Origin of the sequence: Pseudoalteromonas sp. A3 (assembly GCF_025942345.1) — a bacterium.
In the GTDB taxonomy this organism is placed as follows: domain Bacteria; phylum Pseudomonadota; class Gammaproteobacteria; order Enterobacterales; family Alteromonadaceae; genus Pseudoalteromonas; species Pseudoalteromonas atlantica.
The window spans coordinates 297,998-312,747 of record NZ_JAPCKL010000005.1 but is presented as its reverse complement, the minus strand read 5'-3'; the positions used below and the strand labels follow the sequence as shown (position 1 = coordinate 312,747).

18 protein-coding genes are annotated in these 14,750 nt (G+C 40.7%); 8 read left to right on the top strand and 10 right to left on the bottom strand.

Annotated elements, in window-relative coordinates; all coding sequences use genetic code 11:
* The first annotated feature begins 17 nt into the window (after positions 1-17).
* The 3 genes from OIZ54_RS11910 (at position 18) to OIZ54_RS11900 (ending at position 2,984) form a co-directional block, all read left to right on the top strand.
* Positions 18-281, top strand: a complete 264-nt coding sequence (locus tag OIZ54_RS11910) for a GrxA family glutaredoxin (protein WP_004587283.1) — start codon at positions 18-20, stop codon at positions 279-281.
* Positions 282-443: 162 nt separating this feature from the next.
* Entirely contained in the window at positions 444-2,261 is a 1,818-nt protein-coding gene (locus tag OIZ54_RS11905; RefSeq protein WP_004587284.1) for a DEAD/DEAH box helicase, read from the top strand.
* Positions 2,262-2,393: 132 nt separating this feature from the next.
* Positions 2,394-2,984, top strand: a complete 591-nt coding sequence (locus tag OIZ54_RS11900) for a hypothetical protein (RefSeq protein WP_264390459.1) — start codon at positions 2,394-2,396, stop codon at positions 2,982-2,984.
* 80 nt (positions 2,985-3,064) lie between these two features.
* Here OIZ54_RS11900 and OIZ54_RS11895 read toward each other — a convergent pair whose 3' ends face one another.
* The 6 genes from OIZ54_RS11895 to OIZ54_RS11870 all read right to left on the bottom strand — a co-directional run bounded on the left by OIZ54_RS11895 (position 3,065) and on the right by OIZ54_RS11870 (position 7,976).
* Positions 3,065-4,621, bottom strand: a complete 1,557-nt coding sequence (locus tag OIZ54_RS11895) for an AbgT family transporter (RefSeq protein ID WP_121637194.1) — start codon at positions 4,619-4,621, stop codon at positions 3,065-3,067.
* Between the two features lie 151 nt (positions 4,622-4,772).
* The gene (locus OIZ54_RS11890; RefSeq protein WP_004587288.1) at positions 4,773-5,048 is read right to left on the bottom strand and encodes a YfcL family protein; all 276 of its coding nucleotides are present in this window, start codon (positions 5,046-5,048) and stop codon (positions 4,773-4,775) included.
* A 4-nt stretch (positions 5,049-5,052) separates the two neighbouring features.
* Entirely contained in the window at positions 5,053-6,183 is a 1,131-nt protein-coding gene (locus OIZ54_RS11885) for an ATP-NAD kinase family protein (protein ID WP_096739922.1), read from the bottom strand.
* Positions 6,173-6,727: an elongation factor P hydroxylase gene (locus OIZ54_RS11880; protein WP_096739923.1), complete on the bottom strand. Its 555-nt coding sequence runs from the start codon at positions 6,725-6,727 to the stop codon at positions 6,173-6,175. Before OIZ54_RS11880 ends, OIZ54_RS11885 begins: the two co-directional genes overlap by 11 nt.
* 101 nt (positions 6,728-6,828) lie before the next feature.
* On the bottom strand, positions 6,829-7,476 hold the full coding sequence (locus OIZ54_RS11875) for a glutathione S-transferase family protein (protein WP_096739924.1): 648 nt from the start codon (positions 7,474-7,476) through the stop codon (positions 6,829-6,831).
* A gap of 119 nt (positions 7,477-7,595) precedes the next feature.
* Positions 7,596-7,976, bottom strand: a complete 381-nt coding sequence (locus tag OIZ54_RS11870; protein ID WP_096739925.1) for a DUF4112 domain-containing protein — start codon at positions 7,974-7,976, stop codon at positions 7,596-7,598.
* A gap of 332 nt (positions 7,977-8,308) precedes the next feature.
* Here OIZ54_RS11870 and OIZ54_RS11865 point away from each other — a divergent pair, with 332 nt between their 5' ends.
* Genes OIZ54_RS11865 through OIZ54_RS11855 form a run of 3 tightly spaced genes read left to right on the top strand, consistent with a single transcriptional unit; the run spans position 8,309 to position 10,068 of the window.
* Entirely contained in the window at positions 8,309-8,953 is a 645-nt protein-coding gene (locus OIZ54_RS11865) for a DUF6795 domain-containing protein (protein ID WP_096739926.1), read from the top strand.
* Positions 8,950-9,360, top strand: a complete 411-nt coding sequence (locus OIZ54_RS11860) for a hypothetical protein (protein WP_232510935.1) — start codon at positions 8,950-8,952, stop codon at positions 9,358-9,360. Before OIZ54_RS11865 ends, OIZ54_RS11860 begins: the two co-directional genes overlap by 4 nt.
* Before the next feature lie 3 nt (positions 9,361-9,363).
* Positions 9,364-10,068 carry a lipase family protein gene (locus OIZ54_RS11855; RefSeq protein ID WP_319641001.1) on the top strand — a complete coding sequence of 235 codons (705 nt, stop codon included), beginning with the start codon at positions 9,364-9,366 and terminating at the stop codon, positions 10,066-10,068.
* A 75-nt stretch (positions 10,069-10,143) separates the two neighbouring features.
* Here OIZ54_RS11855 and aroC read toward each other — a convergent pair whose 3' ends face one another.
* Positions 10,144-11,241 (bottom strand): chorismate synthase, encoded by a 1,098-nt coding sequence (gene aroC, locus OIZ54_RS11850; protein ID WP_024031890.1) that lies wholly within the window; start codon positions 11,239-11,241, stop codon positions 10,144-10,146.
* A 58-nt stretch (positions 11,242-11,299) separates the two neighbouring features.
* On the bottom strand, positions 11,300-12,235 hold the full coding sequence (prmB, locus tag OIZ54_RS11845) for a 50S ribosomal protein L3 N(5)-glutamine methyltransferase (protein WP_264390458.1): 936 nt from the start codon (positions 12,233-12,235) through the stop codon (positions 11,300-11,302).
* Between the two features lie 151 nt (positions 12,236-12,386).
* Between prmB and smrB the strand changes: the two genes are divergently transcribed.
* Positions 12,387-12,944 carry an endonuclease SmrB gene (smrB, locus tag OIZ54_RS11840; protein ID WP_264390457.1) on the top strand — a complete coding sequence of 186 codons (558 nt, stop codon included), beginning with the start codon at positions 12,387-12,389 and terminating at the stop codon, positions 12,942-12,944.
* A gap of 15 nt (positions 12,945-12,959) precedes the next feature.
* Positions 12,960-13,892, top strand: coding sequence for an AEC family transporter (locus OIZ54_RS11835; protein WP_264390456.1), 933 nt, complete (start codon positions 12,960-12,962; stop codon positions 13,890-13,892).
* A 5-nt stretch (positions 13,893-13,897) separates the two neighbouring features.
* Here OIZ54_RS11835 and OIZ54_RS11830 read toward each other — a convergent pair whose 3' ends face one another.
* Positions 13,898-14,248, bottom strand: a complete 351-nt coding sequence (locus OIZ54_RS11830) for a RidA family protein (RefSeq protein WP_264390455.1) — start codon at positions 14,246-14,248, stop codon at positions 13,898-13,900.
* A gap of 15 nt (positions 14,249-14,263) precedes the next feature.
* Positions 14,264-14,734, bottom strand: coding sequence for a phosphohistidine phosphatase SixA (gene sixA / locus OIZ54_RS11825; RefSeq protein ID WP_004587298.1), 471 nt, complete (start codon positions 14,732-14,734; stop codon positions 14,264-14,266).
* Positions 14,735-14,750 lie beyond the last annotated feature (16 nt).

The window sequence follows — 14,750 nt, the reverse complement described above, 5'->3', positions numbered from 1 at the left end:
AAATTGAGGAGAGTATTATGCTTACAGTAATTTTTGGCCGCGAAGGCTGCCCATTTTGTGTACGTGCTAAAGATGTTGCCGAGCAACTATCAAATGAGCGTGATGATTTTAAGTTTCGTTATATCGATATTATCAAAGAAGGCATTAGCAAAGCGGATTTAGAAAAGTCTGCAGGAAAACCATGCCCAACTGTGCCACAAATTTTTGTAGATCAAACCCACATTGGTGGTTTTACTGAATTTGAAGCTTACGCAAAAGAAAATCTAGGCCTATATAAATAACGCTTTGTATATAGCTTGTTAACCAGTTTAAAAAATCAAAAATTTAAACTGGTTAAATTTCGACCAACATCAACCACATACAAATTAGTTGTAATTTATACAAGCAATTGCTTCGTATTTCCTATACAATGCGCGCCTCTTTAAATTCGTTGAGGCGTATTAATGTCAGAACCAGTCACGTTTGAATCTCTAAATCTTTCTCCTGCAATTTTAAAGGCAGTTGAAGAGTTGGGTTACAAGACACCATCTGAAATCCAAGCTCAATGTATACCGTTATTGCTAGAAAGAAAGGACGTACTGGGACTAGCACAAACGGGTACAGGTAAAACTGCAGCATTTGCACTGCCGTTACTAAACAATATTGACCCGTCTGTGAAACAGCCACAGATCCTTGTACTCACACCTACACGTGAGCTTGCGATCCAAGTTGCTGAGGCATTTGAACAATATGCAAAAGGTACTCGTGGTGTTGAAGTATTAGCACTGTACGGTGGCCAAAGCTACAGCATTCAATTAAGCGCACTTCGTCGTGGCGCACAAATTATTGTTGCTACTCCGGGTCGATTAATCGATCACATAAACCGTGGCACTATCAAGTTTGATGCTTTACAAGCACTTGTACTTGATGAAGCCGATGAAATGTTACGTATGGGCTTTATCGATGATGTTGAAAACATCATGGAAAAAACACCGCGCGAAAAGCAAACATGTCTTTTCTCTGCGACCATGCCTAAGCAAATTCAAAACATCAGCAGCAAATATATGAATAACCCTGAACAGGTTCATATATCTGCGCGTAACTCAACTGTATCATCTGTTGAGCAAGTGTTTTGGAATGCACACGTACATAAAAACAAAGCCATTGTTCGTTTCTTAGAAGCAGAGCAATACGAAGGTGCTATTGTTTTCGTACGTACACGTAACGACACAGTGCAACTTGCTGAGTTACTAGAGCGCGAAGGTTTTTCTGCTGCGCCACTTAATGGTGACATGAACCAGCAAGCACGTGAACGCACGGTAGATCGCTTAAAAAGCGGTATGCTAAACGTTGTTATTGCAACGGACGTAGCAGCACGTGGTCTTGATGTAGACCGTTTAAGCTTAGTTATCAACTACGATATTCCACAAGACTCAGAAGCCTACGTTCACCGTATTGGCCGTACAGGTCGTGCTGGACGTACTGGTAAAGCAATTTTATTTGTTAAGCATAACGAACGTTATTTACTTAAAAATATCATTCGTCATACTAAGTCTGAAATTGCACAGGTTGAGCTACCTACAGCTAAAGTAGTTGAAGAAAAACGTATTAATGCGTTAAAAGAAAAGCTTACGCTTGCTCTTGAAAACAAAGACATTACGTTCTTCAATGAAGTTGCTGCTAGCATGGCACAAAAACTAGACTTATCTTTAGAAGACCTAGCGGGTGCATTACTGTGTTTAGCACAGCAACAGTCGCCAATTAAAGTTGAAGAAGTTAAGATTCAACCTCGCAACGAGCGTAATACACGTAACGAGCGTGGCGATCGCAATGACCGTCGTCGTAACGAACGTGGTGACCGCCCTGAGCGTAAACCTCGCGAGCGTAACAGCCGCGATGCAGGCCCTATGGATACTTACCGTATCGAAGTGGGTCGTGAGCACGGTGTACAGGTTAAAAACATTGTTGGCGCGATTGCTAACGAAGCTGATATCTCAAGCAAGTTTATTGGTGACATTCGTCTACACGACAGTCACAGTACGGTACAATTACCGCAAAACATGCCTAAAGATGTACTTGATCACTTCCAAAAAGTGTTTATTTGTAAACGCCCAATGGGTATGACACTAACACAAGATCAAGGCCCAGCTGAGCCACGTGGTGAACGCGCTGAGCGCCCAAGTGGTGATAAAAAGCGTAGCTTTAACAAAGACAACCAACGCGGTGATAAGCGTGGCGGTCCTCGTAAAGAACGTCGCCCTGTGAGCTTCACATCTAACTAAGCTTTATAGCTTACGTTATAAAAAACCTTGCCACGAAAGTGCCAAGGTTTTTTTGTTTTAAAGCCACTGCTTTTGTAAAAAATAAAAATTCTGTAAACTAAGAAAAAACTATAATTCACGGATGAATTAAAATTGAAAAAATATAATGACAACTTGATCTTTGCAGCAATAATAAGCTTTCCAATACTGAGCATTGCCATGCTTATGTTAATGGATTTTACCGACCCGCCATTTATCGAAAATAAAATTTATGAGGCTATTTTTTATATAGCGCTTCCTATTTTTTGCGGGGCATCATTTATCTATCTCCATGTACTTGTAATCAAAAAATATAGACGTTGCAGTGACTATAGAGAGCACCTTAAAGATAGCTTTTCAGATACAAAAATGAAGTTATCATTAATCTTCATCTACCCATTACTCCCTTTGTTAATCTATGCAACTCTCTATTTTTTACTCTCTGCCCCCATTGAGTTATGGGCTTACTACACGCAAGGCGATTATTGGTATAAGGAATATATCCTCACTGATGTACAAGAATGTGGGTCTGATTATGAAGATAGTTGTACTCGTTTATACTTTAAAGACCCTACAACTAACAAAACGCACGATTTTAGATGGTACGACGATAAATCTACAATAATGAATAACAAAAACGATTATGTGTATATTGTTGGTGAGGCCAGTTTGTTTGGCTATATAGTGAGAGAATTAGAAAGGTAATTAACACTACTTTTTACATTGCAGCAATTTTATATAAAAACCTCACTCAAGTGAGTGAGGTTCATAAATTAAGGTTTAAGTTAAGGTAACGCCGGATAAACGTAACTCGCATCTAACCCTAACGGAATACCGAGTGCCCAATACCCTAGCAAGAAAATACTCCAGCCAATCATAAACGCGATTGAGTAAGGGATCATAAGCGCGATAAGCGTGCCTATACCGGTATCTTTTACGTACTTTTGGCAGTACACCACAACCAATGGGAAATACGGCATAAGTGGGGTAATAATGTTTGAGCTAGAGTCTCCGATTCTGTAAGCCGCTTGGGTTAAATCGGGTGATATACCTAGCTGCATTAACATTGGTACAAAAATAGGCCCCAGTAATGCCCATTTTGCTGAGCTTGAGCCAACGAACAAGTTTACAAAGCCGGTTAAAAATATAATACCCACAACTGTTACGGCGCTGGGCAACTCCATTGCTTTTAAAAGCTGCGCCCCTTCAATGGCCATTAATGCCCCTAAGTTAGACTTAGAAAACGCAGCAATAAATAACGCACAAAAGAACGCCATTACAATATAATAAGCCATGCCACTCATCGCGGTACTCATCGCATCTATCATATCTTTTGAGGTTTTAAAGGTACCAACGGTAAAACCATACACGGCACCGGGTATCCAAAATAATAAAAAGATTAAAGGCACGATAGATTGCATCAGGGGCGATCTAAAATTAGTTAGTGAGCCATCAGCACTGCGCATTGCTGAATCGGCAGGAGCGGATACAAATGCAAGTAAAGCAAGTCCTGCAATCATTACGCTACTGGCTATAAAAAAAGCACGTTTTTCATCACTTTTAGCTTCATCAAACGCGGGTAAGTTTTGGGTGTCTTCATTAAGTGCTGTGTTTTTTAACCGAGGCTCTATTATTTTGTCAGTGATATACCAGCCTAATAACACAATAAATAAACTCGAGGCAGAAGTGAACGCCCAGTTATTAAGGGGGTTAATCGACATATCGGGGTTAATAATTTGCGCTGCACTTTGGGTAAAGCTTTGCAGTAATGGGTCTATTCCTGATGGGATAAAGTTAGCGCCAAATCCACCACTCACACCAGCAAATGCGGCTGCAATACCCGCTAATGGGTGTCGCCCTGCGGCAAAGAAAATAACACCCGCTAATGGGATCACTAATACGTAGCCAGCATCGGTTGCTGTATGGCTTACAATAGCTACCAAAATGACTGAAGGGGTTAGCAGTTGCCTTGGAGTAACTTTAAGCATTAGCTTAAGGCCTGTATTGATATAACCCGAGTGCTCAGCCACTCCCACACCTAACATGGCAACCAGTACCACCCCTAGCGGTGCAAAGCCTGTAAAGGTTTTTACCATGGAAGATAAAAACGAGGCAAGTGAGTCGCCCTCTAATAGGTTATTTACAACAATGGCTTGGCCTGTCCGTGGGTCTAACGCGTCAAAGCTCACCCCCGACAGTAACCACGAGCACAACCAAATAAGTAACATAGCGAATAAGAAAATAATCGCCGGATCGGGAAGTTTGTTACCAACTCGCTCCACAAAGTTTAAAAAACGCGCGATTAACCCTGTAGGTACCGCAGCTTGATTATTATTGTTCATTTAAAGCTCCCAAAATAGGTTTAAGTAACAATATACTATTAATGTGTAACAGTAAATTAACTAATAAATCTATTATGGGCACAAATAGAGCATAAAAAAACGCGGCTTCATTATCGTCGCCGCGTTTTCATAATTGTGAACTAAACATCGGTTAAGCGAGGGCTTTCACTTCTTCCCAAAGCCTAACAACCAAGGTTTTATCTTCTTCGTTTAGCTCGCCATTGCGGTATGCTTTTACTAAGCTTTGTTCCACGGTTTCGTTGAGCTCATCAATAGAAATTGTCAGCTCTTCTACTTCTGCATAACCTACGGCAAGGTCGTAATGTCCGCGCAAGTAACCACCAGCGAACAGCTCATCATCTGTTGCTTTAATTACTAAATCATCAAAGTATTGCTGCGCAGCATCAATATAATTCACTAAACTCATTGTGTTACTTCTCCTGGTTTTCATAACCGACAGCATACATAATATGGTCGTTATAGCCGGTGGTTACTTTAATGTAACCTGTTAATTCATCATCTAAAGCGCTGTCGCCGGTGTCACAAATAAGTGGACGCCCGTTCAACGCGTGTAATTTGGTTTTAGTTGCCACCACAATAATGTTTTCTTTGCCAATGGTGCGAATAAGCTCAGGGCTTAGCTGCTGATTCCCTCGACCAAAAATATGGCCTTGCCCGCCTATTAATGTAATAACTAATTGAGTAGCTTGCCCGTGCGTGTACTCAAGTAGCTGTTTAGCAGTTAAGTCTTGCGCAACTAGGGTTTGATCTTTAATTAAATCTACGCCTAATAAAGTATTATCTAGCCCCATTTCTTGCATTATTGCTTCAACAGTTGAGCCACTACCCATAATGTAATAGGTGTCTTCATCCATTTCGCTCACCACATGCGCTGCAATGTCGGCAAGTACTAATTCATCTGTTTCTTTACCACCATTTTTAACCGCTTGTACATAACGTACTTCGCTTGGTATTTGCATTTCACCGTAGCGCTTAGCTTTTACGGTGCCTTGCCTAAACGCCTCTTCATCAATATCCATTACATCGGCATCTGCAAGTGTAACTAGCTCGCCTTTTACTAGCATTTCTACTACGCGCCCTGCTGCTTTAGGTGTAATTGCATATACGCCAGAGTGAATTTTACAGCCAGCAGGTATACCCAGCACTGGTACGGTATCTTCTATGGCATGACAAATATTGCGCGCAGTACCATCGCCACCAGCAAACAGGACTAAATCTACGCCTAAATTTTTAAGTAGCTTTGCGCTAGCCTCTGTATCATCAGCGCTTGTTACGGTATTGGCGGTATAAACTACCTCAACAGTAAAGCCTAGTGCGCGTGCTGCTTTTTCGCCCATATCGCCATTTACAGTATAAATTGTTAACTGCTCTTTATAGGGTACAAGTACTTCTAGGGCTGCCTGTGTGCGGCTGTTAGCTTTGGCTTGCGCACCCAGCTCAATTGCTTTTGCAGCAGTGTTTTCGCCATCACTGCCTTTTAAAGCAACGCTGCCACCAAGTCCTGCAACAGGGTTAATAATTAAGCCTAACTTAAACTGCATTTTGTAACTCCTGAGGGTGGTGCCAATTAAATTGTTGAGCGGTTAACGGCCACGGTGTTTTATAAAAATCACTTAACGCTTTTAATAATGCATGGGTACGTGCGTTAACTCCCTGCTCTAATAACATTAATACTTGCTGGTGTACTCGCGCCTGAAAATCAAACCGGCAATTTTGCTCGCCGTTCAAGTTATCTACCGACACATTAAAATCAAAGCCAGCAGCGGTGCTGAGCAGCCACTCTATGGCTTGTGGTTTTATTTCTACGTTTTCAAATTCAGCTTGCTGGTGTTTATCTCGCCCATCTGGGCAGTACCAATACCCATAATCTTCAAGCTCTCTGCGTTTATTGCCAGCCACTAACCAATGCGCTATTTCATGTAGGGCACTGGCGTAAAAGCCGTGGGCAAATACAATTTGATTAAAACCATGGGTATTATTGGCAGGTAGATAAACAGGCTCATCATCGCCTTTTACTAAGCGAGTGTTATGGCTTTGATAAAAAACACTATCGAAAATAGATATAAGATCGGCTATATGATGCATAAAAACTGATTAATTCGTCTCGGTTACAGCGCAATATTAGCGCACTAAAAACGAGACGAATTGTACGGGCTTTTACCTTTAAAGTAAAAGTGATGAGCGAGTTATACCTCTACTCCCGCCTCATCGCACTGCACTATATCGGTTTCTTTAAGTGCTTGGGTTATCCACTTTTGCAAAACAGGGCAACGCATCACAAAATCACAATACTGCTGCGCCGCTGGGGATAAGGTAATCTGATACGTTTTTAAACGAAGTACAATGGGGGCGTACATCGCATCGGCAATACTAAAGTCGCCAAAAAACCATTCATTAGGAAACATATCTTGCTGCTGAGCAAATATCTCATCAATACGTTGAATATCTTTTAGTGCAGCACTTGATAGCGTTACTTTACGTGTGGCTCTTATATTCATCGGCATTTCGTTTCTCAGTGCCATAAAGCCGGCATGCATTTCAGCGCTTAATGCGCGCGCTGTAGCTCGCTGAGTAATATATTTAGGCCACCCTGCTCCCGATAAATGGGAATCGTTAATATATTCACAAATTGCGAGCGAGTCCCACACTTGCAAATCACCATCAATTAACGCCGGCACTTTTTGAACGTGGAAGTGTTGTTTTAGTTCGTCGTAAAAGTCACTGGTGTCGAGCACAAGCTGGGTTTCGTCAAACGGGACATCAAATTTACTCATTAAATACCATGCGCGTAATGACCAGCTAGAATAGTTTTTATTACCGATAAATAATTGCATTTTGTATATACCAAAGTGAATAGGCTTCCCTACCTTACTAGGTGATTAAACAACCAACAACACTTTGTTTTTTATTCTTAATGCTAAATTTAAAGCCTCTAAAAAAAATAGTATTACTATCAATTAGCTAACTGCGCATTTAAATGTTTTTTTAATAAACGGGTATTGCGGGTGTTGGCTTTAAAAAAAGCATCAAATATATCGCCAAAAAATGGAACTAAGCCGCCTACAAAATCAATCAGCATATTAATGATCATCTTCGTTTTTATGCGTTTACTTACGCCTAATCGCTGCGCCTCTACCAGTACATAGCTTGATAAAATAAGCCCTGCAGCATCCCCTATAACGGGTATTAAACCAATCACAGCCTCTAGCCCTATGTTAAATTTAGTAAAAGGGATGCCAATGCTGCTATCGGTATAATGACTAAACTTTTCCAAACGTTTTAATGTTGATTCATATTCAGCATGCGAGAGGTTAGTTTGAATATTTTTACTCATAATAGCTACTTTTTATGTGAGGTTGTCATATATAAACACTAAGGATATTAATACTTAATGAATTATTAAAAACTAATGGAATACTTTCAACGATGAATTTAAGATAAAAAATATTACTACGCCTACAGAATAAATACGGAAACATCTGCCCAAAATATAAAGTACCCTCGGGAGTTAATAATCTATAAAGACTACTTATATAAAAGAAAAGTGCTAGAGGAAGAATTGCGTACTTTTATTAGCAATTAAGGCACCTTATAAAAACAGGTACAGTTCACTTTACATACATTTTTTCTTAGTTAAAATCTGAGAAAATTATGCAAGGATTGCCTATGAATAAATCTATTTATTTACCTCGATTAGCCATCCTATTGATTCTTTTTTGTGCTATTGTTTTTCCGGCCCTTAGTCAAGGAGAAGATATGTTTAGCTGGTTCAGAAAAAAGAAAGAAGTATTTTTAAGCCCTGAAGTCAACGGCGTCGTCACTGAAAATGGCATACCAATTGCTGATTTAGAAATAATACGTTCATTAACATATATTGATGGCGTTGAACGACTTGATTCTGTAATGACAGGAGATGACGGACGATTTCATTTATCAAAGAAAACTATACTTTCTTCTATCCCGAATAAATTAATTTCCGAAGACCGTGTCCACCAGAAGATTTTTATTCGTAAAGATAACAACTTAGTTATTGGTTTGTGGGGGGCCACACAACCAGGCATTTCAGAGTTACCTGAATTCACCAAAAAGCTTGATTTTTTAAAGTGTGAAATAACTAATCAATTGGTCAGATTTGAATTTAAAAATAACACCAATAAATACCTCAATAGAACTGCAACAAGCATTTGCAGATGGGATGAAGATTACAATCCTACATGGGTTATGGAAAACGATGAAGAAAAGTACGAAATCCATAATGGCGATTTAAATGATTTAACAGAACGTTTTACAGGGAAGAATGTTGAACTATGAATAAAACAATATCACCAAGCACAGCTGCTTCTGTCGCGAATAGAGTTTATGATATAAGAAAAAGTTATGACTTCAGCGGAGAGTTTCATAATGACTTTGTGAGAAACTTTAAAGTGACTAACAATCAAATTCAGGGGGTGAGTGGTGGGCTAATAAATCAGCTTTTGAACCGTACGACAGGCATCGCTTTAACTGCTGAAGGTGTTTCATCACAATTCAAAAACCACCATATTATTGGCATTCGTGGAACCGTTTTCTCATCTTGTGCAGATTGGCTAACTAACTTAAATGTTGCAACTACCCTTGGTCCTAAAAATTTGGAAGTACATTCAGGCTTCGAGAAAGCCTTCACTAGTATGGAACCCATGTTTAATTCTTATATAAAAAAGTATAAACCAGAATTTTAGCATATTGTAGGGCACAGTTTAGGTGGTGCAATTGCTCAGCTTACTGCTATTTGGGCTAGCAAAAAAGGTATACCTACTAATTTATATACGTTTGGTGCGCCTAGGGTGGTATTAAGTAATTCAATACATTCAGCAGCAAATAATATCGGTCAATATCGAGTTACTCATGGCGCCGACCCTGTTCCTTGTGTACCTGCCTGGCCATTCAGCCATACCTCTAATGAATACCAAACTGCTATGAATGAAGGATCTTTTTTTAGTCTTGCCGCACACTCTATGGAAAAAAGTGAACCTGGTTACGTCAATACCGTCGCTGCATACAGTGATTATGCAAGTATGGAAAATTCTTTGAAGACCCTACATCATAATCATACTGTTCTAAAGTATTCATCGCGTTATAACGTAACCTTTTCACTTAAATGGCAACGAATAATTACAGACGGCTTAATAACTTTTTTAAAGAAAACAGGACAATACGCTTTTATTTCCGTCCAAGCGGGTTTAGGCCTCGGCCTAACTTTCTATTATACGCTTGCTCGATGTTTATTTGATTCTGTAGTCACATTTGTAGAATTAACTGAAGAGTTAAAAGGCTTAATTGGTCATATGCTTGCATTTGTAGGAAAAAAAACTTACGAGGTTAAAGAACTAAGCAAACAGTTCATCAGGTGGGTGCTCGGTTTGATGATCAAAAGCTTTATATGGTAGCAAAACAGGCAATTGATCTTATTTAAATTAAAATGAGCGCGGTTCGTAAAACCTAACCGCGCTCCCAGAAATGACTTAAACAGAGCCGTTTATCGGCCCATGTTCGTGGTTTACATGCGGATTTTGCCCGCGCTGGCGCAGTAAATGGTCCATTAAGGTAATGGCCATCATTGCCTCAGCAATAGGGATTGCACGAATACCAACGCACGGATCGTGACGCCCTTTGGTGATCATCTCTACTGCCTCGTTTTCAGTATTAATGCTTTTACCTGGAATAGTAATACTTGATGTAGGCTTAAGCGCAATAGAGGCAATAATATCTTGCCCTGTAGAAATACCAGCAAGTACGCCGCCCGCGTGGTTTGAGGTAAAGCCTTCTGGGGTTAATTCATCACGGTGCTCTGAGCCTTTTTGCTCTACCACATCAAAGCCATCGCCAATTTCTACACCTTTAACGGCATTAATGCTCATTAGTGAATGCGCAATTTCAGCATCTAGCCTATCAAATACAGGCTCGCCTAATCCTACCGGTACGTTACTAGCCACTACTTTTACTTTAGCGCCCACTGAGTCACCTTGCTTTTTAAGGTCTCGCATGTACTCATCAAGCGCTTCTAGCTTACTTGCATCAGGGAAAAAGAATAAGTTGTTTTCAACTTCATCCCAGTCGTAGCTTTCGGCTTTTATTGGCCCAAGTTGGCTTAAACATGCTTTTACCTCAATACCATGAAACTGCTTTAAGTATTTTTTAGCAATTGCGCCTGCCGCTACACGAATTGCGGTTTCACGCGCAGAAGAGCGACCACCGCCGCGATAATCGCGCAGGCCGTATTTGTGCCAGTAAGTGTAATCGCCATGACCTGGGCGAAACACATCTTTAATTTTTCCGTAGTCTTTTGAGCGTTGATCGGTATTTTCGATAAGTAAGCCAATGCTGGTACCTGTGGTTTTACCTTCAAAAACACCTGAAAGAATTTTTATCTGATCGTCTTCTCGGCGCTGCGTTGTATAGCGGCTTTGCCCAGGTTTACGACGGTCTAAATCAATTTGTAAGTCAGCCTCTGTGATCTCAAGGCCTGCGGGAGTACCATCTACAACACCGCCTAGGGCAACGCCGTGGCTCTCACCAAAGGTGGACACTTTAAACAACTGCCCTATGCTATTACCTGCCATTAACTTTCCTCATTCCTAATGACTACAAAAGTTGCCGAGCATACGCTCGGCCTAAAATTTATTTTGCAAAATACGTATCAAGCTGCGCTTTGCTTATTACAAATACACCTAAGCCGCCTTGCTCAAACTCAACCCACTCAAATGGTGCGCCCGGATACAAAGCATCCATATGTACCATAGAGTTACCAACTTCTACAAATAACAAACCGTTATCAGTTAGATGATTGCTAGCATGCTCTAAAATAGTACGTGTAACGTCTAAGCCATCATGTCCAGATGCTAAACCAAGCTCAGGCTCATGATGAAATTCTCGTGGTAAATCAGCCATGTCCTCAGCATCAACATACGGTGGGTTGGCTACTATTAGGTCATACTTTTGCCCTGGTACACCACTAAATACATCTGACTGAATAGGCAGTACGCGGTCACTTAGCATATAGTCGTTTATATTTATATCTGCTACTTCAAGCGCTTCATACGAAATATCAACCGCATCTACTTGCGCCGTTTCAAACGCCTGAGCAAGCGCAATAGCAATACAAGCAGAGCCTGTGCATAAATCTAAAATACGGTTAACGCTTTCCGGCTGCTCAAGCCACGGTGAAAACTTATTAGCAATAAGTTCAGCAAATGGCGAGCGCGGAATAAGCACACGCTCATCAACATAAAATGGCATGCCCGCAAACCAAGCAATGTTTGTTAAATAAGGAACCGGCGTGCAGTCGTTTATACGCTCTGCGATTAACCCTGCTAGGCGGTTTTTTTCTGTGCTTGTTAACCGCGCATGCATTAACTCTTTGGGGGCATCAATAGGTAAACTTAGTGCGGGAAGTAATAAGCTAACTGCTTCATCCCACGCGTTATCTGTGCCATGTCCAAAAAATATTCCACTACTTGCAAATTGGCTTGTAGTCCAGCGTAACCAGTCATGTAACGTTGACAGTTCTGCAACAGCTTCATCAAGTGTTGCTTCTTCTATTTGTAAATCACTCATATTTTTTACCTGTTTTAGCTAACTGACTGTTTTGAGTCTTTGCGACGATTGCATTGCCTAACTGTGCTGAGCAAATTACAATTGCCCCTCACCTTTATATTGTACCGCCTTTTGCGCTGCGTTTTTACGTTTTTTTGTTTAGGTAAAACTTATGAAAAAAGACATCTCATCACAATCGTCCCTAAGCAATGACGACATTGACCTTTTTCGCCAAACAATTACAGGCGCTAAGGTGTTTAAACAAGATACCCATAGGTTTGATACAAAACCTAAGGTGTCACAAGCGAAGCAATTTGCCCAGCAAAAAAAGCAGGTTGAGTCTGAATTTTTCTTCTCTGATGAATATATTCCCGATATAGACACAAATAGCACCATTAATTACGTGCAAAATGGCCACGACTCTTTTTTAGCAAAACAGTTACGACGCGGTGACTTTGCGCCCGATTTAACACTCGACCTGCACGGGTTTAATAAAGAACGTGCAAAAGATGAACTCGCGGGGCTTATTCACGAGTGCAAAAAACAGCATTATTATTGCGCGTGCATAGTGCATGGCATTGGCGAGCGTGTTTTAAAACACAAAGTACCGCAGTATTTGGTACAGCACCCCGATGTAATTGCCATGCATCAAGCACCGTTAGAATACGGCGGACGCGGTGCCGTGCTGATTTTAATTGATTTACCACAAAGTGATGAGTTTAGACGCTAATTAAAGGAATAATACGTGCAAATTTTTTCGATTATTTTTCCCTTAATTTTTATTGTCGCACTGGGCTACACCTGTTGTTATTTTAAGTTTTTTAATCAGCAGCATATTGCCGGCTTAAGTAAATTTACTTTTTATGTGAGCTTACCCGCCTTTTTAATGCTCAATATGTCGCAAATAAATTTGCATCAAAGTATTAGCTTTGAAGCATTTTTAAGCTTTTATATTCCTGTATTAGCGGTATTTGCTTTGGGCATACTTATTGATAGGTACTATTTAACTAAACAAGCCAATGCTGGAAATTATCAACAGCATAGTGTGTTTGGTCTTGCCGGTAGCTATTCAAATATGGTGTTAGTGGGTATACCCATTGTTATTGCTTCACTTGGCAAAGACATGATTGCTATCGCCTTTATGATCATCACATTTCATAGCACGCTGCTTTTTGCGTTAACTTATTTAATAGGCGCGAAAGGAAACACAGCTGACTTCTCGTGGGCAAAATTTGCTAAAAACATGGTCCTTAACCCTATAGTGTTAAGTATTGGCTGTGGATTACTTTTAAATGTGTCGGGAATTACATTATTTGCGAATTTAGCCAATGCCTTAGAGCTACTCGCCAGCCCTGCTATTGCATGTGCTTTATTTGTGTTAGGCGCTAATTTGGTGTTTTATAAGGTGGCTGCAAATTGGCAGCCGGCCCTTATTTCTTCACTGTTAAAAATACTGATTTTGCCTGCTGCTGTGTGTGTAGCAGCTACGTGGGTGTTTGTACTAGATACGCAAATTCGTAACGTACTGGTATTGCTGAGCGCCTCGCCTGTTGGCGTTAATGCGTATTTAATTGCAAGCCAATTAAATACGCATCAAGTTACGCTCGCCGGTGCAGTGGTGCTTTCAACGGTGCTTAGTGTAGTAAGCTTTTCGTTTTGGCTTGCTGTGCTTTTATAAAACGCTTATTTAAGTGCGGCCACTACCGAAATTTCGACCAATAGCGCATCACGCGCCATTTTAGCTTCAACACAGGCGCGTGCTGGTGCATAACCTTCTGGCACCCACGCATCCCATACAGCATTCATATCGGCAAAATATTCCATGCTCTTAACGTAAATAGTTGCGCTTAGCATATGCTTTTTAGAACTCCCCGCCTGCTCAAGTAAGGCCTCTACTTTGTCGAGCATAGTTTGCGTTTGCTCTGTAATGTTTTGCTCTGCATCGCTGCATACTTGTCCGCATAAATAAACGGTTCCACTATGTTTAACTATACGGCTCATGCGCGCACCCGTTTCAAGGCGTTCTATACTCATTGTTATCTCTTTTCTCTATATGTTGGCAGGCGCGTTAATATTTACATATTCACTGCGCTGTGATGTTTCGTCATACTGAATTACAGCAACTGCTGCGGTGTTAAAAATAGGCATATTACCCGGGCTGAGCTGATCAACTATATAGCTCACAATAGGCATATGGGCGACCACTAACCAGGTATTACACTGAGGATGCATGGCAATAAGTGTTTCTAAATAATCAGCTGCTATTTGTGGCTTTCCCTCGGGGATTATGTCGCTACAGGTTTCACTAAATTTAAATACATTGTTTTTTTCAACTTCTTTAGCCGTTTGCTGCGCGCGCGAGTAAGGACTTACCAATAACGCATCAACAGAAAAGTGTTTGTGTAGCCATAAGCCCATTTTTTCTGCTTCTGCATGGCCTTTCGGTGTTAGGTTTCTTGCTGCGTCGTTAGCTTGCATCGGTGTCGCTTCGCCGTGGCGCATAATTAAGATTGTTTTCATAAAAAATCAACCGATT

What these genes read in the sequence shown, in the direction of transcription:
- OIZ54_RS11910 (WP_004587283.1), top strand. Translation starts at nt 18, where the DNA reads ATGCTTACAGTAATTTTTGGCCGCGAAGGCTGCCCATTTTGTGTACGT.
- OIZ54_RS11905 (WP_004587284.1), top strand. Translation starts at nt 444, where the DNA reads ATGTCAGAACCAGTCACGTTTGAATCTCTAAATCTTTCTCCTGCAATT.
- OIZ54_RS11895 (WP_121637194.1), bottom strand. Translation starts at nt 4,621, where the DNA reads ATGAACAATAATAATCAAGCTGCGGTACCTACAGGGTTAATCGCGCGT.
- OIZ54_RS11890 (WP_004587288.1), bottom strand. Translation starts at nt 5,048, where the DNA reads ATGAGTTTAGTGAATTATATTGATGCTGCGCAGCAATACTTTGATGAT.
- OIZ54_RS11885 (WP_096739922.1), bottom strand. Translation starts at nt 6,183, where the DNA reads ATGCAGTTTAAGTTAGGCTTAATTATTAACCCTGTTGCAGGACTTGGT.
- OIZ54_RS11880 (WP_096739923.1), bottom strand. Translation starts at nt 6,727, where the DNA reads ATGCATCATATAGCCGATCTTATATCTATTTTCGATAGTGTTTTTTAT.
- OIZ54_RS11875 (WP_096739924.1), bottom strand. Translation starts at nt 7,476, where the DNA reads ATGCAATTATTTATCGGTAATAAAAACTATTCTAGCTGGTCATTACGC.
- OIZ54_RS11870 (WP_096739925.1), bottom strand. Translation starts at nt 7,976, where the DNA reads ATGAGTAAAAATATTCAAACTAACCTCTCGCATGCTGAATATGAATCA.
- OIZ54_RS11865 (WP_096739926.1), top strand. Translation starts at nt 8,309, where the DNA reads ATGAATAAATCTATTTATTTACCTCGATTAGCCATCCTATTGATTCTT.
- OIZ54_RS11860 (WP_232510935.1), top strand. Translation starts at nt 8,950, where the DNA reads ATGAATAAAACAATATCACCAAGCACAGCTGCTTCTGTCGCGAATAGA.
- aroC (WP_024031890.1), bottom strand. Translation starts at nt 11,241, where the DNA reads ATGGCAGGTAATAGCATAGGGCAGTTGTTTAAAGTGTCCACCTTTGGT.
- prmB (WP_264390458.1), bottom strand. Translation starts at nt 12,235, where the DNA reads ATGAGTGATTTACAAATAGAAGAAGCAACACTTGATGAAGCTGTTGCA.
- smrB (WP_264390457.1), top strand. Translation starts at nt 12,387, where the DNA reads ATGAAAAAAGACATCTCATCACAATCGTCCCTAAGCAATGACGACATT.
- OIZ54_RS11830 (WP_264390455.1), bottom strand. Translation starts at nt 14,248, where the DNA reads ATGAGTATAGAACGCCTTGAAACGGGTGCGCGCATGAGCCGTATAGTT.
- sixA (WP_004587298.1), bottom strand. Translation starts at nt 14,734, where the DNA reads ATGAAAACAATCTTAATTATGCGCCACGGCGAAGCGACACCGATGCAA.